16 protein-coding genes and 2 pseudogenes are annotated in these 24,650 nt (G+C 32.1%); 14 read left to right on the forward strand and 4 right to left on the reverse strand.

Translation table 11 applies throughout. From position 1 onward, the window contains the following. Positions 1-18 precede the first annotated feature (18 nt). The 3 genes and pseudogenes from AMD28_RS18405 to AMD28_RS14765 all read right to left on the reverse strand — a co-directional run. Positions 19-231: pseudogene (locus AMD28_RS18405) on the reverse strand (DUF4907 domain-containing protein); the annotation flags it as partial. A 209-nt stretch (positions 232-440) separates the two neighbouring features. Further along, positions 441-1,448, reverse strand: coding sequence for a Kelch repeat-containing protein (locus AMD28_RS14760; protein ID WP_055444897.1), 1,008 nt, complete (start codon positions 1,446-1,448; stop codon positions 441-443). 1 nt (position 1,449) lies between these two features. Further along, complete coding sequence (locus AMD28_RS14765; RefSeq protein WP_055444898.1) at positions 1,450-2,349, reverse strand: DUF6268 family outer membrane beta-barrel protein; 900 nt, start codon at positions 2,347-2,349, stop codon at positions 1,450-1,452. A 235-nt stretch (positions 2,350-2,584) separates the two neighbouring features. Between AMD28_RS14765 and AMD28_RS14770 the strand changes: the two genes are divergently transcribed. The 4 genes from AMD28_RS14770 to AMD28_RS14785 all read left to right on the forward strand — a co-directional run bounded on the left by AMD28_RS14770 (position 2,585) and on the right by AMD28_RS14785 (position 7,646). Further along, positions 2,585-3,883, forward strand: a complete 1,299-nt coding sequence (locus AMD28_RS14770) for a DUF4270 family protein (protein ID WP_055444899.1) — start codon at positions 2,585-2,587, stop codon at positions 3,881-3,883. Next, on the forward strand, positions 3,876-5,111 hold the full coding sequence (gene bamG, locus AMD28_RS14775; protein ID WP_055444900.1) for a BamG family beta-barrel-assembly machinery protein: 1,236 nt from the start codon (positions 3,876-3,878) through the stop codon (positions 5,109-5,111). The genes AMD28_RS14770 and bamG overlap by 8 nt, the downstream gene beginning before the upstream one ends. A 187-nt stretch (positions 5,112-5,298) precedes the next feature. Beyond that, positions 5,299-6,642 (forward strand): sensor histidine kinase, encoded by a 1,344-nt coding sequence (locus tag AMD28_RS14780; RefSeq protein ID WP_083478330.1) that lies wholly within the window; start codon positions 5,299-5,301, stop codon positions 6,640-6,642. Between the two features lie 80 nt (positions 6,643-6,722). Then, on the forward strand, positions 6,723-7,646 hold the full coding sequence (locus tag AMD28_RS14785) for a 1-phosphofructokinase family hexose kinase (protein WP_055444901.1): 924 nt from the start codon (positions 6,723-6,725) through the stop codon (positions 7,644-7,646). Between the two features lie 77 nt (positions 7,647-7,723). On the opposite strand, the gene AMD28_RS14790 is transcribed toward AMD28_RS14785, so the two are convergent. After that, a complete protein-coding gene (locus AMD28_RS14790; protein WP_055444902.1) occupies positions 7,724-8,467 on the reverse strand; it encodes an arylesterase in 744 nt (247 codons plus the stop codon). A 25-nt stretch (positions 8,468-8,492) separates the two neighbouring features. Between AMD28_RS14790 and AMD28_RS14795 the strand changes: the two genes are divergently transcribed. The 10 genes and pseudogenes from AMD28_RS14795 (at position 8,493) to AMD28_RS14840 (ending at position 24,644) form a co-directional block, all read left to right on the forward strand. Continuing rightward, positions 8,493-9,182 carry an ABC transporter ATP-binding protein gene (locus AMD28_RS14795; RefSeq protein ID WP_055444903.1) on the forward strand — a complete coding sequence of 230 codons (690 nt, stop codon included), beginning with the start codon at positions 8,493-8,495 and terminating at the stop codon, positions 9,180-9,182. Between the two features lie 44 nt (positions 9,183-9,226). Continuing rightward, a complete protein-coding gene (locus AMD28_RS14800; RefSeq protein WP_055445063.1) occupies positions 9,227-11,722 on the forward strand; it encodes an ABC transporter permease in 2,496 nt (831 codons plus the stop codon). 312 nt (positions 11,723-12,034) lie between these two features. Beyond that, positions 12,035-12,910 (forward strand): leucine-rich repeat domain-containing protein, encoded by an 876-nt coding sequence (locus tag AMD28_RS14805; RefSeq protein WP_055444904.1) that lies wholly within the window; start codon positions 12,035-12,037, stop codon positions 12,908-12,910. Positions 12,911-13,110: 200 nt separating this feature from the next. Beyond that, positions 13,111-15,297 carry a tetratricopeptide repeat-containing sensor histidine kinase gene (locus AMD28_RS14810; protein ID WP_241492528.1) on the forward strand — a complete coding sequence of 729 codons (2,187 nt, stop codon included), beginning with the start codon at positions 13,111-13,113 and terminating at the stop codon, positions 15,295-15,297. Next, positions 15,297-16,034 (forward strand): LytR/AlgR family response regulator transcription factor, encoded by a 738-nt coding sequence (locus tag AMD28_RS14815; protein ID WP_055444906.1) that lies wholly within the window; start codon positions 15,297-15,299, stop codon positions 16,032-16,034. The genes AMD28_RS14810 and AMD28_RS14815 overlap by 1 nt, the downstream gene beginning before the upstream one ends. A 414-nt stretch (positions 16,035-16,448) precedes the next feature. Beyond that, a complete protein-coding gene (locus AMD28_RS14820; RefSeq protein WP_055444907.1) occupies positions 16,449-17,048 on the forward strand; it encodes a DUF6642 family protein in 600 nt (199 codons plus the stop codon). A 117-nt stretch (positions 17,049-17,165) separates the two neighbouring features. After that, positions 17,166-18,268 (forward strand): annotated as a pseudogene (locus AMD28_RS14825) (alkene reductase). A gap of 254 nt (positions 18,269-18,522) precedes the next feature. After that, positions 18,523-20,049: a T9SS type A sorting domain-containing protein gene (locus AMD28_RS14830; protein WP_055444908.1), complete on the forward strand. Its 1,527-nt coding sequence runs from the start codon at positions 18,523-18,525 to the stop codon at positions 20,047-20,049. A 736-nt stretch (positions 20,050-20,785) separates the two neighbouring features. Beyond that, positions 20,786-22,792, forward strand: a complete 2,007-nt coding sequence (locus AMD28_RS14835) for an ATP-dependent nuclease (RefSeq protein WP_055444909.1) — start codon at positions 20,786-20,788, stop codon at positions 22,790-22,792. Next, positions 22,785-24,644: a UvrD-helicase domain-containing protein gene (locus AMD28_RS14840; protein WP_055444910.1), complete on the forward strand. Its 1,860-nt coding sequence runs from the start codon at positions 22,785-22,787 to the stop codon at positions 24,642-24,644. The genes AMD28_RS14835 and AMD28_RS14840 overlap by 8 nt, the downstream gene beginning before the upstream one ends. The last annotated feature ends 6 nt before the right edge of the window (positions 24,645-24,650 follow it).

Consider the following 24,650-nt stretch of genomic DNA (forward strand, 5'->3'; position numbering starts at 1 on the left):
AATAATTATAGACCTGAATCAAATTTTTCTAAAGTTAATGTTATTCGCATCAAGATCACGTATACTAATTGCAGGAAACTTATCTTGAGAAAGTTTAACGAGTACCACTTTTCCCATTTTCTCGGCATCTTCTTTTGTTTTAAAAACCTGTTTTCCTATTGCTGCAGGAATGTATTCTTGGCGAATAAACAAATTATCATTGTTATATACCTCATAAATCCAGAAATCATTTTTAGTTAAAACCTTTAATGAATATGGAGATCTGTTATATTATTTGCTGTATTATCTTCTGGTTGAAAATAAAAAAACAGCAAAACAATTATTGAAATTGTTAAAGAAAAAGCAAGATACTTGTGTGTGTGTTTCATAAAAATAGAATTTAAAGAAGAGTCAGATGTAATACAGGATTCCTGTTGTACTCTGACTCTAAAATTTACAAATTAATTATCATCATCATCTTGAGTTGCATTTGGGAAAAACTCCATATTATCATCCAAATATAAAGTACCATTTCTACCAAGTGCTACAAATGCGCGCTCTCCATTACTAAAGGAAATTGCATCTCTTCTTGCATACAGTTCAAACGCTGTTCTTTCCACCCAAGCTTGAGAAGAAGGATTATATTCGTAAACAGTACCTATACTAGATCCATATTCACCACAAGCAATATAGCCTTTACCATTAATCGTAAATGCAACAGCATTAGATCTAATGATGTCGTCATCATCGTCTTCATCAATATCTTCAAGCTCTGTCCAAACTTCGGTATCTAAGTTAAAAACCCAAAAATCTTCTTCATAAACACCATTACTAATTCCTGTGGTTAGATACACTTCATTATCAATAGTAAATGTAATTCCGTCTCTTCTTTTATCTCCTCCAAAACCAAAAGACTCTTCCCAAGCATCTGTTGCTGGATCATATTTCCAAAAGTCTTTTTTATCACTTCCGTCATAACCCGTTCCAACATAGCCATAAGTGTCAGAACCAAAACCTACTGTTCCATAACGTGCCGAACCACCAAAATCTGCAATTTGCGTCCAACTATTTGTGTTTACATTATACTTATAAAAATCTGCTAATTCTTCGCTAGTATCTCCATTATAACCTGTACCAATATATCCTTCATTATTAATAACAAAAGATACTGCAGAACTTCTTTCTTCTCCTGGAAAATCGGTTAATTGTTGCCATGAATTGGTATCCATGTTATAACTCCAAAAATCTTTGTAATAATCGTCACCATCGTAACCGGTTCCTATGTACCCCATATTTCCAATAGTGAAGGCGGTAGAACTGCTTCGCGCATCTTCATTAAAGGTTGATTTTTTCACCCAGTTTCCAACGGTATCATCGCTGTCGTCATCACTACTACAACTACTAATTAGTGTAATTATAGCGCTTAAAAAAAGAAATTTTAAGGCTGTTTTGTTAATTGTTTTTCTCATTTCACTTTTTATTTAAATTAAATCTTAATCCTACGTTTACGGTTAGTGCTTCATCTGAACCAAAATCATATATTTTATTATCGTTATTATTAATACGAAGCTCACTGTTGGTTAAGTAGCCAACATTAAAATAGGTTGCCCAGTTGCTATCTAAATGAAATTTATAACCAAGAGATAGTTTTACTGCTTTAAATTCTAATTTTGAATTGTATAATACATCCTTGTTATTTAAAAAAAAGGCGGAAGCATTGTTAGCATAAATAGATTCTGGTTCTGCTTTAATATGCACACTGCTTTTATCATTAAAATTATAATATGCACCAGTAACCGGGATTCCTATTTCATATCTAAACTTTTCATTTACTTGACTAGAATAAGAAACCAAAGGGTAAAAATTGGGAGCACCAAATAATGCACCATAACCAGCTCCTAATTTTAAATAAGATTTAAGACCATCTTTCTCCCAGTTTTTCACAAAATTCACCTCGTAGCTTAAAACCAAATCATCACTAGAAATATTTTCATTTAATGTAGAAGATATATAAGGAGCAAATGCCACATTTAAATCCCAATTCTGTTTTAGTGGTTGTTTGTAGTTTGCATACAATTGTACGGTATGCAATGCTTCAAAAGCACTAAAATCATTATACAGGCTATGATCTTTAAAATCGATACTATTATGGGTGTAGTTAAGTCCAAAACCAATTGCTGACTTATCTAATAAAGATGAAAAATCAACAGTAAGGCTTTTGTCTACTAGTTGTACATCTTTACTATTGGGTATTATTTCATAATCTAAAGCAACAAAATCTTCCATATCTGTTGTTGTGAAAATTTCTTGCCCATAAGACATTATAGAAACCAAACTAAAGGCTAAATAATGTATTGTATGTTTACTCATGAATGTGTGTTTTTTACTCATCGAGTGCTAACATACTAACAGAACCTTTTAGGTTAATTATAAAATATACCTATCCTGTTTTTTTGTAGACAAACCTTTGTTTTTAATCTACAAACTCTGTTGCTAAGTTTTGTAGTATAAATTATCTTATTTGTAGATAAATAGCAGTCATAGGTATATTTGACTTTTTATTAGGTGTAATGCGTAGTTGATTTGTAGAAATACTTAAAAGCACATGTTTAAATTACACTTAAAATTAATTACTATAATAACGGTTTTGTTATTCATAGTATCCTGTTCTGCAGATACAGAAGAATCTAGCCTTATAGCAGGAGAAGAGTTTACCAGTACTAATATTAGAGTACTATCTATTGATACTTTTGCTGTGGCATTTTCGACCATGAAGTTTGATTCCATTACAACCTCTTCAGAGGATAGAGTTATGATTGGAAAATACACCGATGCTGCCATGGGAATAATGAATACTTCGGCATATTTCAAACTAAGTCCTTCTTCCTATTATTTAAATAATGAAGCGGTTTTAGATAGCGTTGGTTTAATTCTTGGTTATGATAATTACTACTATAATGATACCACGCAAGTAGCAACGCTAAACATTCATAAACTAACTAATAAATTAAGTTCCGAAGATTCTTATTATTACAATACTTCAGCCTTTGCTTATGAAACGACACCTTTGGTTAGTAAAACCTATTTTCCTACACCAAATAAAGATTCTCTGTATGTAGGATTGCCCTATAATTTTGGTGCAGGTATATTTGATGAAATTAGAGATAAAACGATTACAGATGAAGAATCGTTTTACCAACAATTAAAAGGACTTACCATTCGTCCTGAAGATACAGATAATGGTGCTGTAATAGGTTTTTCAACAGCTAGTGAAGATACTTATTTACGATTTTACTATAGCATTCCAGACGAATTAGAAACCGAAGAAAACACTTATGACATCTCCATCAATGAGTATTACAGTCATATAGAAAGTGATGTTAGCGGTTTGTCTTTGGAAACCTTAATCGATCAAGAAGATAATCTTTATTCTCCCGAAAGTGACCATATAAGTTACAATCAAGCAGGAACTGGTTATGTCACAAAAATTGAGTTTCCAACCATAAAAAATCTTTATAATATTGGTGATAAAGGAACCATTCTAGATGCAATTTTATACATAGAACCTAAAGTAGATTCTTATTCAGATATTCAACCATTACCGGAAGAATTATTGTTGTATACCATGGACCAAAACAATGACTTTGCAAGTCAAGTTACCAATAGCGAAGATGTAGTAACAGCAACACTTACTACAGATAATTCTGAATTTAATCAAATAGTATATGCCGTTCCGGTTTTAGATTTTATCGATCAGAAACTAAATGAAAGTCCAGAAACCGAAGATGCGCTTATTTTAATTTCTGGTGATTATAATTCCACAATAAATAAAATAATATTTAACGATAGTGAAAAATCTAATTTCACAACAAAACTAATTGTAACCTATGCTATATATGAATAAATCGAAGTGCTTAACTGCTTTTGCCATGCTTTTTTTGCTATTTGGATATGCACAAGATAATAACCTAACGAGCTCACCTTATTCCCTTTTTGGGCTAGGAGTAGAGAGTAATTCTAACACCGGAAGAAATAGTGGTCTTGGTAAAACAGGAATTGCTTTAGACGCAAAAAGAGGTATAAACCTTAATAATCCTGCTTCGTTTGCATCTTTAAAGGAGAATGAATTTGTACTTGATTTTGGTGGTTCTGCAGAGTTAATGAATCAATATACAGATAATTCGAACGAGCAAGATCTCACGAGTAGTTTTACTAATATTTCTTTAGGATTTAATAGTAATGGCAAATACGGAATGGGATTAACACTTAAACCAGCAAGTAATGTTGGCTATTCTTTAACGGGTTTAGAAAGTAATATCGAAGGTAGTAATGAGTCCTTTATAACCAATATTGAAGGTTCTGGTGGATTAAATGAATTGCGATTAGATTATGGAAGAAAAATGAGTAAAGATTTAAATTTAGGAATAAAAGCGTCTTATTTATTTGGTAAAATTGAAGAAAGCGAATCCATTTCTACTAATGATAGCTATTTTGATATTACGGAAGAGAACTATTATAGCGGATTTCAATTGGGTTTAGGTTTGCAATATCAATTATTACCGAAACATAATTTTGGATTGACGGTAGATTTCCCAACGGCTTTACAAGGAACTAAAGATGTACAAATTGGTAAATATTTAAATTCGGCATATTCTTTATTAGACGACACAAATGGAGAAACCATTGATGATTTTAATCTTCCTTTAAAAGTAGGAATAGGGTATAGCACGATGTATAAAAACCTGCTTTTAACCGCAGATTATAATAAAAGTTTTTGGTCTTCTACAAATCAATCGGATGCAATAGGAGAGTACACAGATCAAAATATCTTTGGTTTAGGAGCTTCGTATTCTAAAAATCCTAACGGACTTAAATATTGGGATCGTGTAGATTATAGAATGGGCTTAAATTATAATTCAGGATACTTAAAAGTTGCCGATAAAAACATAGATACTTATGCTGCTTCTTTAGGTATTGGCTTACCTATTGGTCAAAGATCCCTTCTTAATCTTTCCTATTCGCTTAGTAAAAAAGGAACCACAGAAAGCATACTTGTAGAAGAGTATATTCATACCCTAAATATCAATATTTCATTATCAGATATATGGTTTCAAAAAACAAAGTATGAATAATAGCTAATAATGTTTAATGTCTTAAATTCTTACATTCTATTAATCACATCGCGTTTTATATACTTCTTTTTGCTGTTTATTCTTTAATAACTGATTTTCAATACGTTTTCGCTTTTATAATAAAAATGGAAATATTATATTCGTAAAATGCTAAGCAGCAACGTTTATTATAACCCCAAAGAGTCGAATGCAAAAAGAAAATCTAGATAGTTCTAATCCTATTTCAGCAGAAAATAAAAGCCAAACTAATTTAGAGGTTAGCCAGTTAGGAAAAGATAAAATTATAGAAAGACACCTACGTTTTCAAGACTTATTAATTAGTATTTCTACAAAATATATTAATTCCGATCTATCCGATATAGATAAACTAGTACGCGAATCTTTGCAACAAATTGGAGAGTTTGTAACCTCCGACAGAAGTTATGTTTTTTCCTACGATTTTGTAAACAACACCTGCTCTAACACCTATGAATGGTGTGCTGAAGATATAGAGCCAGAATTAGATAATTTACAAAACATACCATTAGATTATATTACACATTGGTTGGAAGCGCACAAAAAAGGAGAAGCTTTTTATGTAGAAGATGTAAGTCTTTTAGAGGAAGATGGTGAGTTTGGTTTACGTGCTATTTTAGAACCTCAAGGTATAAAAAGTTTAATAACCATTCCAAAAATTAAAAACGGGGAACTCATTGGTTTTATTGGTTTCGATTCGGTTAAAAAATTAAATAGCTATTCTAAAAATGAACAACAAATTCTTTTTGTTTATGCAAATATGCTGGTTAATGTGATTCAGAAAAAAGAATATGAAGAACGTATAAAAGCACAGAACAAGAAGCAGGAAGAATTATTAAAAAGCTTATCCATTCAAAACGAAGAGCTAAATGAATATGCACACGTAGTTTCACATGATTTAAAAGCGCCACTAATTAACATTCATACCTTAGTGGGTTGGTTTATGGAAGATAATAAAGAAGCTTTAGACGAAAAGGCCTTTAAACCATTGCACCAAGTATTGTTTAATGTAGAAAAAATGGACTTTCTAATTAAAGGGATTTTAGACTATTCTATTATTGACAAATTAGAAGCAGAAGATAAACTTGTAAATTTTAATCTAATCACGCAAGAGGTATTACAAACGCTATTAGTACCAAACCATATACACGTTACTATACAAGAAAATTTACCTAGTTTATTTGGGAACACCTGGAGGTTTAAACAGGTTTTTCAAAACCTTATACAAAACGCTATAAATTATTGCGATAAAGAAAATGGTAGGATAGAAGTAGGTTACGAAGAAAAAGATACCCATCATTTATTTTTTGTAAAAGACAACGGCATTGGTATTAAAGCCGATTATTTTGATAAAATATTTAAAGTATTTACCAAATTAGAAAGTACAGGTTCTTCTTCTGGAATTGGACTTTCCATTGTTAAAAAAATCATTAGCTATTATAATGGTTCTATTTGGTTGGAAAGCGAACAAGGCGTTGGTACTACCTTTTATTTTACGCTTTTGAAAAAGGAATAAAAACTGCGGCTATTAAATTTATTTTTCCTTTTGGTGCGTAATCTGCTATTTTACAACAACTTAATAATATTACATCTTTTATGAATATTGTAACCTTAACTATAAATCCAGCTTTAGATAAAAGCGCAAAAATAGATCAACTTATTCCAGAGCAAAAACTAAAATGCCATGCCATTCAATATCAAGCTGGAGGAGGAGGCGTAAATATCTCCCGTGTGTTGCATACTTTGGGTGTGAAAAACAATTGTGTTTTTACTTGTGGTGGTGATACTGGACAAACATTAAAGCGTTTATTAGAGGAAGAAAAATTGGATATCACACCAGTTTCTGTAACAGATTGGACACGTGAAAATTTAGCGATTGTAGATGCTAAAACCGATCTACAATATCGATTTGGGATGCCTGGAAAAGGATTAAGTGATAGTGAAGTAGAAGTGATTAAAAACACTACAAACAAGTTAGTTACAGAAAATTCTATTTTTATAATTAGCGGTAGTATTCCTGATAGTATGTCTCCAGATTTTTATGTGGAATTAATAGATAGTTTAACTGCTAAAAACGTTAAACTTATTATAGATACTTCTGGTGAGGCCTTAAAATCTAGTCTTAAAAAAACCGTGTTTTTAATGAAACCTAACCAAGGTGAATTGGCGCAATTAGCAGGAAAAGACTTTTTAACCAAAACGGAACAAGAAGCCTTTGCCATGGAGTTAATCACGAATAAGCGTGCGCAGTATGTTATCGTATCTTTAGGCGCACGTGGTGCGTTTTTAGCTTCAGCGCAAGGTATTTTTTACCAAACAACGCCTTCGGTAAAAGTAAAAAGTACCATTGGTGCTGGTGATAGTATGGTAGCAGGTATGGTTTATGCCATAGCGCAAGGCCATTCCCCTAAAGACATATTAAAATGGGGAGTTGTTTGTGGTGTTGCTACCACCATGACAGGAGGTACTAATTTAGCTTCCAAAGAGAATATTCAGACCGTTTTAGAGCTACTACATTAAAACATACCATAGAGTAGCTAATTTGTTTAATAAAAAAGGAATGAGGAATATTGTCTTTTAGCTATTCCTCTAAAACATCACAATACCAAAGGTTGCAATACTTCCCAAACCGTGTCTGCCACTAATTTGTGTCCTGCAACATTGGGATGAATGCCATCTCGTTGATTCAGTGAGGCAATGCCACCAACATCTTTCAAAATAAAAGGAATAAAAGCAATGTTATTTTTTGCTGCTAAATCGGCAAACAGTTTTCTAAACTCCGTAGTATATTCTTGTCCCATATTTGGAGGTAATTCCATCCCTGCAAGAACAATAATACTTTCCGGGCTTTTATCTTTTACCACATCAATTATGGCTTGTAAGTTAGCTTGTGTTTCGGTTAAAGGCACACCACGTAAACCATCATTGGCTCCCAATTCCAATAAAAATACGGTAGGCGCTTGTTTAATCACCCAATCAATACGGCTTTTACCTCCAGCACTCGTTTCGCCACTAACACCAGAATTAATTACTGTAAAGTCTAGCTGTAACGAATCTATGGTGTGTTGCAACACTGCAGGATAAGCATCATTGGTGTCGTCTAGACCGTAGCCTGCCGTAATACTATCTCCAAAACACAAAATGGTTTTGCTTTTTACAGGAAGCGTTTCTACCGTTTCTATAGAAGTTTCCGTAGGTTGGACTTCTGTAGTTTTGTCCGTTTTAGTATCTCCACAAGAATAGAGGGAAACTACTAAAATAAAATAACAAAATTTTAAGAGTTTATATCCGCTTAAGATTGGTAGATATGCGTGTAATTGATTAATTTGAGCCTCGGACATTCGTCTGTATTTAATTTAAACTTATATGCCAAAGATATTAAAGATTACTGGGTTGGAAAAGACATATACCAGTGGTAACAAAGAATTAACGGTTTTACACGATATTTCCTTTGCTGTAGAGCAAGGACAAACCTTCTCTATTGTAGGTCCGTCGGGAAGTGGAAAGACCACCTTACTAGGCCTTTGTGCGGGTCTCGACTATCCGAATGCAGGTACTGTAGAATTATGCGGACAAGATTTAAGTACGTTAAATGAAGACCAACGAGCACAATTAAGAAATAAGGAAGTTGGTTTTATTTTTCAGAATTTTCAATTGCTACCTACATTAACGGCTCTTGAAAATGTTAGTGTGCCTCTAGAATTACAAGGCGCAAAAAACGCTACTTCAAAAAGCATGGCTTTATTGGAAAAAGTGGGATTAACAGATAGAGTACACCATTATCCTTCGCAACTCTCTGGTGGCGAACAGCAACGTGTGGCATTAGCTAGAGCGTTTGCAAATGCGCCATCCATATTGTTTGCAGATGAACCTACTGGGAATTTGGATGATGAAACGGGTGAAAAGGTAGTACAATTACTTTTCGAATTGAATAAAGAAAATGGAACGACCTTAGTGATTATTACGCATGATTTGGAATTAGCAAATCGAACACAGCAGATATTAAAACTGAAAGGTGGAAAAATAGTCACTAACCAATCTACTACAGCACTGTAATGCCTATGAACACTAAAAAGGTACAAGTACGTTGGCTGTTTAAAATGGCATGGCGTGATGCAAAGGCTAGTAAAGTACGCCTATTGTTATTTATGGCATCTATTATTTTGGGAATAGCTGCTGTGGTTTCTATACAGTTATTTAGCACCAATTTAAAGGATAATATTCAGAGTCAATCTAAAACCTTAATGGGTGCCGATTATATTATCGATGCCAGACAAATACCCACCGAAAGAGCGCAAGCCATCATTGATTCCTTAAAACCGGGAGCTTCAGAAGTGAACTTTGTTTCCATGATTGCATTTCCAAAGAATGGCGGTACCAAATTAGTCAAAGTGCAAGGTATGGAAGGGGATTTTCCCTTTTATGGAAATATTAATACAGAACCAGCTGCTGCTGCAAGTAGTTATCAAGAATCTGGTGGCGCATTAGTAGATGCTACTTTATTGTTGCAATACAACATACAACCAGGCGATTCTATTAAAATAGGGCAAATTACGCTACCCATTGCAGGTGCTTTAAAATCCATGCCAGGAAATTCTGCGGTATCCAGTTCTGTAGCACCACCAGTAGTTATTCCATATCGTTTTATTGAAGCTACCGAATTACTTCAGTTTGGAAGTAGAAAAGAATACCAATATTTTTATAAAGTTTCCGATACGGTAAACTTAAAACGTCTAGAAGATAAAATAGGACCATTACTAGATTTAGAAAGTGCCGATTTAGATACGCATACAAGTACTACCCGACGTTTAGGTAAACGTTACGATAATGTGGGTAAATTCTTAAATTTAGCAGCATTTATCGCATTACTACTCGGTTGTATTGGAATTGCTAGTTCGGTACATATTTATATTAAAGAGAAATTAAAACCCATAGCCATTTTAAAATGTATGGGTGCATCCAGACTGCAAAGCTTTCTCATTTTCCTGATTCAAATTGCAGGTATCGGAATCATTGGTGGTATTATAGGATCGTTATTAGGTATTGGATTACAAGCTGTATTTCCATATCTATTAAAAGACTTTTTACCTTTTGCGTTGGAAATTAAAATCACCGCACAACCCGTTTTAATTGGTGTGCTTTTAGGATTGTTTATGTCCGTTTTATTTGCGCTCTTGCCATTACTTCGTACTTGGTATGTTTCACCACTAGACGTGTTACGTGTGGATGAAAATGGATCTCAAGAACCAAAAAAGATACGATATCTGGTATATGGAATCCTTTTAGTATTTCTGTTTTTATTTTCCTTTTGGTTGATTAGAGATGCACTGTATGCATTGGTTTTTATTATAGCTACGGTTTTTACTTTTACTATGTTGGCAGCAGTGGCTTTAGGTTTTATAAAAACCATAAAACGGTTTTTTCCAAAACACTGGAGTTTTACCATGCGCCAAAGTTTACTCAACCTTTTTAGACCAAATAACCAAACCGTTGTTTTAGTCGTAGCTATTGGTTTGGGTACGTTTTTAATCAGTACGTTATATTTTACCAAAGACATTCTATTAGCGAAAACAGAAGTTGGGCAGACAGATCAAAATGCCAATATTATCATCTTAGATGTGCAACCAGAGCAACGGGATGCCCTTGCGGAAAGTATTACTTCTAAAAACCTAACTGTACTTAGTAATATTCCTTTGGTTACCATGCGTATGCAAAGCATTAAAGGGAAATTAGTGAATACGCTACGTCAAGATAGTACAAGACAAATTAAAGGATGGATTTTAAATCATGAGTTTAGAACCACCTATCGGGATTCGCTGATAGCATCCGAAGAATTGCTAGAAGGTGTGTGGCGTGCCAACTTGAAACCAGAAGAACCGGTTGTGATTTCCATTTCCGATAATTTAGCGTTTGATGCTAATTTAGCCGTTGGTGATCCTGTGGTTTTTAACGTGCAAGGTGTTTTGATGGAAACCACTGTAGGAAGCATTCGAAAAGTAGATTGGTCACAAATACAACTTAATTTTTCCATTGTATTTCCCGCAGGTGTTTTAGAACAAGCACCACAGTTTAACGTGCTTACTACTTTTGTACCAGATGATGCAAGTTCTGCCGCATTACAGCAAGATTTAGTGGCGAAGTTCCCAAATGTATCCATAATTGATTTGCGACAAATATTCACTGTAGTGGATAATATATTAGATAAGGTATCTTGGGTTATTAATTTTATGGCATTTTTTAGTATTTTCACTGGTATTATTGTGTTGATTGGCTCGGTACGAACCAGTAAATACCAACGCATTAAAGAGAGTGTTTTGTTGCGAACATTAGGTGCTAAAAACAAACAAATTTTGCAAATTTCTGCCTTCGAATATCTCTTTTTAGGACTTCTAGGAAGTTTGGTTGGCTTGCTATTGGCATTGGTTAGTAGCCTGTGTTTAGCACTGTTTGTTTTTAAAGAACCTTTTGTACCATCACCAATTCCATTTTTAATCTTTTTACCTGGTATTACAATACTAGTTTTGGGAATAGGATTAAGCAATATTCAAACCGTATTACGAAGTTCGCCATTAGAAGTTTTACGAAGGGAAAGTTAAAATTTGGGTGGTATTAAGGTGGATTGACGCAGGAACGAGTACAAACGATTTTTATGAAAACGAAGCAGAAAGTTTATAAACTCCTATAAAACAATATTAATCCTTTGCATAAACACTTGTACAAACCCACTTTCCCTCTTGTTTTTCAACACGAGTTCTACGATACTCCAATAATTTCCAATAGAAAATAACGCATATCAAGTACATCCTAACGCTTATGACTTAAAACCTTACAAAAAAAGATTTCCTATTTTTTACTGTGTTTCATAAAACTACTTTGGCTTTAAATAAACTTTTAAAACCTATTTCCTTATGAAAAAATCACTACTTATTTTAATGGCTCTATTTATAACTATAATAGGGCATTCGCAAACGTTTACAGATGCTAATTTTATAGAGTATACCATTATTTCTGGTACAAATACTGTTGAAGTTACAGGTTATGATTTCGCTAATGGTGGTTCAGATGTTGCTATTCCTGAAACAGTTGATAATGCCACAACAACTTATAGTGTTACTGCAATTGGCACTACTGCATTTCAAAATAATGATTTAACTAGTGTTATTATTCCTGACAGTGTTCTTACAATTGGCGTTGGTGCTTTTGTCCAAAATTACAATCTAGATAATGTTATTATTGGTAATAACGTTACTAGTATAGGTGATGCTGCTTTTCGTTATGCTGCTTTGACGAGTATTACTATACCAGCTAGTGTTACCTATATGGGTTTTGTCGTTTTTTCTAATAATCTATCTTTAACGGATGTTTTTTCTGAAAGCGCAACACCACCTACTATAATTACAGGAACTAACGATACTTTTGGTAGTAGTACTATTAATAGTCTTCGTAGTGGTATTCATTTACACATACCAGCTGGTACTATGGGAGCATACATTACAGATGCTGGTGCTTTATGGACTGGTTTTATGTCGGTAACAGAAGATGCATTAAGTATCTCTGATTTTGAGTTAGCTAACGAGGTAAAAGTTGTCAATACTTTTAATGCATTAAAGATAATCTCTACAGGTGTAGCTAGATTAGAAAACTATACCATTTACAGTATTACAGGTGCTAAAGTAAAAAAAGGTACAAATAGTACTATAGCAATAGATGCGCTGTCTAGTGGGATTTATATTTTAGAACTTAATTTTGATACAGGGAAACTTACTAAAAAGTTTGCAAAGTAAATTACTTATTATGCTATTAATCATTTTATTAGCTACTTTGGTTTCCCTTATTTTAGTAACCGCAAGCGTTTTAATTAAAGTGCTTGCGGTTTTGTTCTTTATTTAGTTTTTTGTTTCTATCAGAAATCTTATATTCTGGTTTTTATAAATAACAATTAAGATTATATTGTTAATTAGTTTAAAATACGTCTTTGTTTCCTATGAAAATCATTAACATCCTTATTGTATTTTTAATAATCTCCTTGTTTTTTCCAGTTTCCGTTATTGCTCAAAATAAATATATGGATAGTCTTCATGTAGAATTACAAAAGCATAAAGAACGCGATACTACAAGAGCAGATATTTTATACGATTTGGCATTTACCTATTTTCAACGAGATATGAAATTAACAAATTTATATATTGACGAAGCCGAAGCCATAAATGATAGCTTAAACTTTACGAGAGGGAAAGCTAATATTTTTTATATAAAAGGCATTATTGAAAGTAGAAAGTCTAACTATGCTGCCGGGTTAGATTATTATAAGCAGTCTCTTAAATTATTTGACAGTCTTAATGATGAAAAGGGAATGGCGTCTTTATATAATGCAATAGGAGTCTCACACTATCAGCAATCACAGTATGATGAGGCATTAAACTATTACAATAAAGCATTGCTAATATATGAAGCCATGCATGCTAAGAAAAAACTGGTTGCAAGTTTATTAAACATAGGAACTATATATGCAGAAACAGGACAATATCCGGAAGCTATTTCTAATTATAAAAAAGGATTAACGTATAGTAGAGAAATAAACCACGAATATGGTATTCCGTATGCGCTTAGTAACCTAGGTATTGTTTATAAATATTTAGGAAATTTTCCACTTGCGATAGAACATTATAAGCAAGCTTTTGCGTATTTAGAAAAAGAAGGAGATACTATTGGCATGTCAAATGCACTCAATAGTCTTGGTACTGTCTATAGATCTATGGGTAAATATGATAAAGCTCTAGCGTATCACAACCAGTCTATAGATTTTCAGTCCAATAACGGAAGTAAAAGCCTAATAGCAACCAATAAAGCAAACATAGGTCTTATATATAAAAGCAAAAAGGAATACACTAAAGCGCTTCAATTTATTAACGAATCTTTACTGATAAGTCAAGATATTAATGCTGTAAAACAAACTTCTATCTGTTTAAAGAACATTGCTGAAGTTCACTTGCTGCTTAAAAAACCAGCGATTGCACGAGAGAATTATATAAAGTCGATGGATATCAGTAAAGAAATTGGTGATCAACAAGGCTTAGCGGAAACCTATTTAGGAATTGCAGCAACCTATTTGGAGGAAAAACAATATAAAAAAGCGCTTTCCTATACTTTAAAAGGAGAAGAGATTGCTAATAATTTGAAGGTGCTTCCTTCTCAAAAAAAAGCATCCGAATTACTTTTTCAAATTTACGAACATCAAGGAGATTATAAAAAAGCTTTGATAAACCATCAAAAGTTTAAAGCATTTCAGGACAGCCTTTTTAATAAGGAAAATATTGAAAAGATTACGCAGTTAGAATATGAATATAAGTACAAGCAACAATTAGATTCTTCTCGTATTAGAGAATTACAATTAACAAAAGTAGTAACAGCTACTAGTAAAGATTTACAAAAATCTAAGCAAGATTATTTATGGGCAATTATAGGTTTTCTTTTGATTTCCATACTTTTGGGAGGCATTATTTTCTATCAAAAATTAAAAAATATAAAATCTAAAACACAAAATATAGTTATCGAGCAAAAGTTGTTACGTTCTCAAATGACGCCGCACTTTATATTTAACTCGCTTTCCGTTTTACAAGGGATGATTTTAAATAAAGAAGAAAAAAAATCTGTTTATTATCTCTCGAAATTTTCAAAATTACTCCGTATTATATTAGAAAACTCCAGAGATAAAACGGTTTCTTTATCTCAAGAATTGACAGCCATTCAAAATTATTTAGCCCTTCAGAATTTAGAAAATGACGACTATCAATCTACTGTTTTAGTAGAAGACAGTATTGATATTCCTTTATTTGAAGTACCACCAATGCTCATTCAGCCCTTTGTAGAAAATGCTATAGAGCACGCCTTTGTAGATCAAAAAGAAAACAGAAAAATAGATATTCGTTTAAGTTATTTAGAAAAAAAGCTAATTTGTACTATAATAGATAATGGGGTAGGAGTTGCTTCTAAGAAAGAAGGAAAGAATACACATAAAAAATCATTATCCACACTAATAACTTCGGAACGGTTAGAAGTATTATCTAAAGATTTTAATATGCAAGGTTCTGTGTCTATAGAAGATAGAAAAAAATATAACGAACAAGGAACCATTGTTACTTTAATAATTCCGTATAAAACAGTAGCATAATGAAAACACTACTAGTAGAAGATAAAGCATATATTAGAAAAGGACTGCTTAATTTATTGCAATTAATAGATGCCAAAGTAGAAGTAATTGGCGAGTGCGAATCTGTAAAAGATGCCGTTATAGTTACGAATGCTTGTAAACCAGATTTAATTTTTTTAGATATTAATCTTCTAGATGGTACTGCTTTCGATTTTTTAGAACAAACAGAAAACTTAGCGTTTAAAGTAATATTTATAACCGCTTATGAAGAATTTGCACTACAAGCTTTAAAAATGGGAGCTGTAGATTATCTTTTAAAACCTGTGGATGTAGAAGAACTGGAACTGGCATTACAAAAAGTAGAAAAATTACCTATTGCCACACAAAGGAAGCAAATACAAACCGTAAAAGAAGCTTGGAATAAGGAAGATAACACCTTAGTATTATCGCTTCATGATAGCTTTCAGGTGGTAGATTTAAAGGAATTAATGTTCTGTGAATCAGATAAAGGATATACCACGTTTTATTGTAGCGATAATAAAAAGTATTTGGTTTCCAAAACCTTGAAGGAATTTGAAGAACGACTAATTACAGCTAATTTTATTCGTCCACATCAATCGTTTATAGTCAACTTAAAATTTATTGATAAGTATGAGAAATCTGGAATTATTCATTTGAAAAATGGTAAAAAAATACCGGTATCCTTTAGAAAAAAAGAACACTTTGTAACTACATTTTTAAATTGGAATAATAGTTAACCTAAATATTAATGTAACCAACAAAGGCGGTTCACGACTCTTATTTCTCAAATATAGGCGATCGTGTAAACACTTTTTATGGAAGTATCTATAGAGGGGAAGTATAATATTTATTCCGATTTCTATAAAAAAATCAGTCTTTAATAAAACGTTCTATCTGAAGGTTGTTCGTATTATAAATTTTCATAAAACACACACCAGTAGGAGATGTCTTAATCAAAGGATGTTGCTCCCTTAAACATAGTATTCATTTCTTCAACTAAAGAAACCTCCCTATTATTAATGGGTTGAATAAAACTAACTGCTCCCTAAAACATTCTAAACATATTCTATGTGTTTTATATGAAATCCCTGAAAAAAATAAAAGATTTGCATTAATTTTGCGTTTTATAGACTTGACATAAATACAGAGATTTGTTAGAGAAAACACAGCAATTACCCCAAGAACAATTAATAGATGCCGATTATTTCATTTACTGTTTAGAAGCAGTGGAAGACATAGAAATAGATACCGTTACCGAAGCACAAAAAAAATTAGAACAATTGACCATGCAATATGGAGTAGCCAGTATTTATAATACATGTGACACCATTGAAGGATTAGAATCTAGCTTAAATGCATTGGTTTTGGATGATCATCATTTTAAAGACTATGAAATAATTTACATGGTTATAACAGGGGAAGCAAATAGTATTTGTTTAAATGATTATTACTATAGTTTACAAGAAATTGCAGAAATGTTTGAAGGACGATTAGAAGGAAAGATTTTACATTTCTCCAATGCAAAAGTTCTAGATTTAGACGCAGAAGAAGCACAATATTTTTTGGATATCACTGGAGCAAAAGCAGTTTCCGGATATGGAAATGCATCTAATGGAATAACTAGTTCACATCTGGATATGGCATTCTTTAACTTATTTAAAGAAGATGATAATATGCTAGATGTTGTGGAAGAGCTGCATCAAAGGCATCACAAAATTTGTAATTTACTAGATTTTAGAATGTATTATTAAACTTAGGATTTTATTATAAATATGGTTACTGTTAAATCTATTCATAAAAAAGGTGTAAATCTGAAAAAGAATAAAGACGTCTTGTAAATTTGTATCCATCTTACAATAAATAATAAAATGAGTACACAACCCTTATTAACTCCATATAATAAAAATTTACATTTAAAAAATAGAGTCGTTATGGCACCTATGACACGTAGTCGTGCAGATAACGAAGGTAAAATAGCAACAGATGAATTACAAGGCTTGTATTATGAGCAACGTGCTTCCGCTGGTTAATTATTACGGAAGGTTCTCAAGTATCGGAACAAGCAGTAGGATATATTAATACACCCGGAATTTATACCGACGCACAAGTGGAAGGCTGGAAAAAAGTAACCAAGCGTGTACACGATAAAGGCGGGAAAATCTTTATTCAGTTATGGCATGTTGGACGCATGTCGCATCCAGATTTTCATCATGGCGAATTACCAGTTTCGGCTTCTGCCATAAATCCCAATTCAAAATCATTTACTCCAGAAGGTTTCAAAGATACGGTTACACCAAAGGAAATGACTATTGCCGATATAAAGCGAACGGTTTCCGATTTTAAAAATGCAGCTGCCAATGCAGTAAAAGCAGGTTTTGATGGTGTAGAAATTCATTCTTCCAATGGCTATTTATTTCATCAATTCTTCAACGGAACATCCAATATAAGAACAGATGAATACGGCGGAAGTATAGAAAATAGAACCCGTTTTTTCTTCGAAGTTTTAGATGCTATGAAAGAAGTGATTCCGCAGGAAAAAATTGGTGTTCGTTTTAATCCGTCTTTAGATGGTTTATTCGGAATTACCATGGATAAGGATACCATTCCAACTTTCGAATACCTTATTAAAAAACTAAACGATTACGATTTAGCCTACGTACATTTATCAGAACCGTTTACAGATGTTTCTGAAAATCCTTTTGCGGTAACAGAAATAGCAAAACACTTTAGACCATTATACAACGGTACTTTAATGATTAACACCGCGTTTGATCAAAATAAAGGAAACAAAGTATTAGAAGCTGGTGATGCCGATTTGATCGCTTACGGAAAACTGTTTATCTCTAATCCAGATTTGGTAGCACGTTTTGAAAACCATTTAGAATTAGCAGATTGGGACCAAGACACCTTTTATACAACAGGAGCAAAAGGATATACAGATTATCCTATGGCTTCTAAGTCATTAAAATAAGTAGACTAATATATAAGAAACTACTTTTTAGAATAATGCTTAATAAAACAGCATCTAAGTTATTTAGATGCTGTTTTATGTTTTTGATTAAAATGGAATGCACGAGCTCTTATTTCTAAAATATAAGAGAGCGATGGATAAATGATGCTAGGAGTGTAGTGGAATTTGTGTGGAATGGAGCTACAACAAAAAACATCCTTAGGATAAGTATATTATTTAGATTATTATTGTAAGATATTTAAATACTACTTTTTATGAGAAAAATTTACTTTATACTATCCATTTTATTTTGCCAAATTCTGAATGCTCAAATCCAAATAGGTCAGGATATAGATGGAGAAAATGTATGGGATCGATCTGGTTCTTCTGTAGCATATTCAGAGGATGGCAATATTGTTGCAATAGGTGCGCCCAGACCTGCGTATTCTTCTGGAAATGACCCAGGGCCAGGAAGCGTAAAAGTATATTCTTATAATGGTAGTAGTTGGGGTTTAATGGGGCAAAAATTAGAAGGAGACATAAATTTCAGTAATGAGTTTGGGGCATCAGTAGATTTATCAGCAGATGGACTGATACTCGCTGTCGGAAGCCCAGGTGGTAGTAGAGTAAATGTTTATCATTTTGTAAATGGAGCATGGGTGTTGCTGGGAGCAAGTATTGAAGTTGTAGTCGATTTTCAAACTGGTCAAAATGCTTATTTTGGAGGTAAAGTTTCCTTGTCAGCTAATGGACATATAATTACAGTTGGTGCATCAGGATTAGGAGTAGATTTAGGATCTAATAATGCCTCAGGATATGTTAGATCATACCAATATAATATTACTAATCAAACCTGGGAACTTCTCGGGCAACAAATAGAGGTAGTAAATCCGGTAAATGTACCTGATCGTTTTGGTTATGATGTATCGCTATCCGCAGATGGTAGTAGGTTTGCTACGATATTACGAAGTCCTTCCATGGCTAAAATATATGAATATGATGGTAGTCAATGGCAACAAATGGGGGGCGACATTGTAGTCATTATTCATTCAGACGGTGCAATAGAAGAACTAAGTAATGTAAGAATAACTGACGATGGTTTAACAATAGCTCTTGGAATAGGTTATGATTTGGGTGATATTCCAAATTCAGATGAAGGAGCTGTTCAAGTATATACTTTTGATGGTACAGATTGGATACAAAAAGGGCAAAATCTATATGGTGTTCGATATGAAGGCTTAGGTACATCTATTTCATTCTCTAATGATGGAAATATTTTAGCTGTAGGAAGTGAATTTAATGATGCTGATGTCAATTTTCATTCATATAATATTGGCAGTGTAAGGCTTTTTAATTTTGAAAATGAAGAATGGCAAACTATTGGCGATGTAATTTATGGTGAATCCTATGCAGATAGATCAGGAAATAGTATTGCACTTTCTGGAGATGGAACTCGAATCGCAATTGGAGCTTATCATAATGATGCTGATACAGGAGATGCAGGTAGTGAAAATGGGCACGTTAGAGTTTATGATATTTCTTCGGCAGTATTAAATGTATTAGAAAACGAGGGAAACAATACCGTTTCTATTTCCCCTAATCCAACTAAAGATATAATTTCGATTAGTTCAACCATTCATATCCAATCCATTCAAGTGTATTCTGTTATAGGTAAATTACTTTTTGAGCAAAAAAATAATTTGAAGAATGTAAACCTTAAATCTTATCCTGATGGTTTATTTTTTATAAAAATTAATTCAAAAAATGGAACAGTACTAAAAAAAGTAATTAAGAAAAGTTAAATATTTTTTTGGTTAAACTTATATTTTAAGATTTATAGTATAGCTAAAAGGTTTCATCTAATTACCAATATTTTATCGAATACGCGATTTTTAATACAGCCCAAAAAGGTTAGCTTTTATTTTGGTACTTCAACTACGGTCAGTATAAATAAAGGCAAGAGTTGGATAATTATTCGCAAGATTTTTATTGTTTTAGAGGAGCTTATGAATGCTACGCATTTGTGTGTGAAATAGGAGTGAGTGAAATTTATCCTGTGGATGAATTTTAAGAATCTGCGAGTTGATGCGGCTGTGAAGAAATTTGATTTTATAGGATTAAACAGTAATTAGGTATAACTTATCGCTATTTTATATAACGTCGGATTATAATTCTTTTTCTGTATTATAATGTTCTGCGTTATGTAACCTGAGCTTTGGTTAAAAGCGAAAGTTGTTACTTCAGTTTCTTGAAAAAAATTTAATCCTAAAAAGTTTCTTCTACAATGCTAATGGAACACTTTTTATGCGACGACGTAGGAGGGAAGCATAATGTGTGTGGAATGGTTATAAATTAACAAATATTCATGCGTTTACGGTTTTCCTCATAAACAATTCCTACAAAATTCACTATATTTAAACTCTCCCTATAATTAATTATTCAATAGACATTTTGTGCCTAATTTGTTTTTGATGTGTATAATAAAACACCTCAATTTCAAACACAATCATTTTTTAAAATAATTCATAATCAAATTATATGAAAAGCCCATTTATATCAAGAGTTAAAATTAAAAACTTTCGAAATTTCTTAGATATTGACGTAAAATTAAATCATAAACAAGTATTAGTCGGAGAGAATGGAATTGGAAAAACAAATTTTTTAAGAGCAATCCAAATCATACTTGACCAAAGTTTTTCTGATTTTGATAGAGAGTTAAGCTCTAGCGATTTTAATGATAGTATAGAAACACCTATTGAAAATGGAGAAGAAATAAAAATAACAATTGAAATTCAAAATTATGAGCATAACAGACAATTAGTTGCTCAGTTTGAAGATGCTGTTATTTCTACTAATCCGCCAACATTACAGATTAATTATAAATATTATCCTATAAAAGATGAAGTAGAAAAAATTATTAGATATCAGTATATTATTTATAAAGGAATAAACGAAGAAAAAATATTTCGTCGCGAGGATAGAGATTTATTAAACATAAAAGTTATTGGTGCTTTACGAGATGTTGAAAGAGAACTAAATGCAAATAAAAGATCTCCTTTATATAAGCTTGTAAAACAATATAATATTGAACAAGATGAATTAAAAAAAATTGCTGAATCAATGAAAGATGCAGCTGAAGAAATTTTGAATTTAGATGAAATTAGAGATGTTAAAAATGTAATTGAGAAAAAATTCACAACTTTAGCAGGTTTACAACAAGACAATACCGTAAATCTTCGCCCATATGATATTGACATAGAGAGATTATTATATACAATTCAAGTATATATGGGAATAAAGGAGCGTCCAGTAGCTGAATTAAGTTTGGGATTGGCAAACATTTTATATGTTTCGATGATGATGTTATTATTGAAAGATAAAACTGTTCCTAGAATACTTAAGGTAGAAGATTATAAAAATTTATTGGATAAAGAAGGAGTAGAAATAGTAACTAATAATTACAAGATAAGTGTAACAGAAAATAATTATATTCTAAAAGATGAAATAAATGCAGATACAAATAAAAGCCTGTACTCATTTTTTGATAGATATAATTACCAACCACATACAGCAACAATATTGGCTTTAGAAGAACCCGAAGCTCATTTACATCCAGTTTTACAAAGATTAATTTATAGAGAAGTTTTACACAAAAGTGAGAGTTCTGTTATCTTCACTACACACTCGCCTTATATAACTTCTGTCGCTCCATTAGAAACAATTGTACATGGTAGGTATGAAGTGAATCAAACTAAAATGTTTTCAACAGCAAGCTTGAAGATAGATGAAAAAGATAAAGAAGACATTGAACGATATCTTGATGCCAAGAGAGGTGAAATATACTTTGGCAAAGGTGTACTCTTAGTCGAAGGAATTACTGAAGAATATATAATCCCTAAAGTGGCTCAATTGATGGGTACACCTTTGGAAGATTTAGGTATTGTAGTATGTAATATTCATTCAACAAATTTCAAACCGTATGTACAATTATTAGAATCACTTGGAATACCTTGGAGTTTAATTACAGATGGAGATTACTATGAATTAGAAATTAAAAAAGATAAAGAAGGTAAAGAGAAAAGCGTAAAACATTATCATCGAGATTGGTTAGAAGGGACTCAACAAAATTTCAGAGGAATAGAATTAATGAATAAAATGTTGATTGATCTTAAAATTTGTGAAGATAAAGATATACCTAAAGCAAGTTTTCCAGATCAACTTGAACTGCTTAGAAATAACAATTGCCATGTTGGTTTTTATACTTTTGAAGTTGATTCAATGGCAAATTCTAACGAAGAAGGCTTGTTGACTTTTAAGAAAGTTTATTCAGAAGTTAGAAGTGGAGGTGAAAAACAACAGGAAAATTTTGATAACGAAATAGATGACAGAAACTTTTGGAATGCTTTGAAAAAAATTGACAACAACATTAGTAAAGGAAGGTTTGCACAACGCCTTTCTTCTCAATTAACTTTGGAAATGGTTCCCATTTATATAAAAAATGGAGTTAACGGAATAATTAATAAGGTTAGAGCTAATCATGAATAAATTATTCTATAAAGATCAAACACTTATAAGTAAAGATGTTAGTCAATGGAAAGCATATAATTCAAATAACAACACAGTTGTTATTGCTGGTCCAGGAAGTGGAAAAACTAGAGTTCTTACATTAAAAGCTATAAAGTTAGTTCAATCAAATATCCATTCTCCATCAGGTTTAGCATGTATAAGTTATAGTAGAGAAACTGTTAGAGAATTAAAAAAGCGATTAAGAGAGTACGGTTATCAAAGAAATCAGTATGATTTTATAGGAACTATGCATGGTTTTTGTTTGATTCATATACTTCAACCCTTTGGTCATCTTTTTCCAGAATATAATGTTCCTGTGCCTCTAAAAATTGCTTCAAATGAATTAATTGGTCAAATATACAATGGAGTTATATCTGATTTAGGTGTAGAATTTAATGGAATTTCAATGATGGATATCAATAAGCAAAGATCTTTATCATTTATTGGAATTAGTGAAGTTCAAATTCAGACAGATGCTTTTCATGTTCAAGCTTCTGAATTATTTGAGAAGAAATTAAAAGAATCAGGATCAGTTGATTTTATTAGTATGGTTAATATATCAACAAAAATGATTAAGGAACAAGATTATGTCAAGAAAACTTTAGAAGCTAGGTTTCCGTGGTTTCTTATTGATGAGTATCAGGATTTAGGAAAGGCATTACATGAAATTGTTTTAGAGTTAAAAAATCAAACAGGGGCAAAAATATTTGCAGTGGGAGATATGAATCAGTCCATTTATGGGTTTAATGGAGCATATCCAGATTTTTTAAATGAGCTTGATACTATGTCAGATTTCGAATCTATTCCCTTAACTTCAAATTATAGAAGTAATCAAGATATAATAGAGGGCTCAATTGATACATTAGCTTTAAATCCTCCTCGATTAAGTTATGATGCAAAAAAGCGTATTGGAGAAAGTGCTGAATTAACTTTTATTACGTGTGAGGCAGAACGACAACAACAATATGATGTTGTTGCTAAAAAAATAATACCCAAATTACTTGAGAAAGGAATACCATATAAAGAAATTGGAATATTAGTTGGAGCCAATTCATTTGCTAACCCTGAGGTTACAGAAATGGCTGCTGTTTTAAAAGATTATAAAATACCTTTCTATATAGTAAAATGGACATTTACAAATACAGATATTGTTTTTTGGTTGCAAGATTGTGCTCAATGGTGCTTAGACAAATCAAAACAATCATTTGATGGGCTATTCAAATTTTGGCATTCACAACTTAAATTACATAACGATAGTAGATTTTTATGGGAAGAAATTAGACAGAAAACTTTATTTCATGAAATTCTAATTGGAAGTAAAAACAAAGAAAATGTCTTTGATTGGTTAGAGTTTATATTCAATAGCTTAGAGTTAAATGAAATGCTTGTAGACTCAAATCGTTACCCAGATGAGAATGAAAATTTAGCCTTATTACTAGATGAGGCCAAAAATAAAAATTTAAAAAATTCAAAATTAAGTAGATTTGCTTATTTAGGAGAACCTGAAGATGAGATTACTGTAACTACAAGGCATAGTTCTAAAGGATTGGAATTTGAAGCTGTTATTATGTTAGGAATGGAAGAAGGTAGATTTCCTTATACTTATAGGGTTGAAGAAGGATCACGACAAATGCAAGAAGCTCATCGACTTTGCTATGTATGTATTAGTAGAGCAAAAAGAGAATGTATACTAATTAGATCAAAAAAAATCACCATAATGACAAGAAGAGGAGATCCATGGACAATTGATTATCAACCTTCTCGTTTTTGGAATATTTTGATAGATAGATTTGGGAATATAGAAAATACGTTTAGCTCTAAAGACTATTAATTATTA

It is taken from the genome of Lacinutrix himadriensis, assembly GCF_001418105.1.
In the GTDB taxonomy this organism is placed as follows: Bacteria; Bacteroidota; Bacteroidia; order Flavobacteriales; family Flavobacteriaceae; genus Oceanihabitans; species Oceanihabitans himadriense.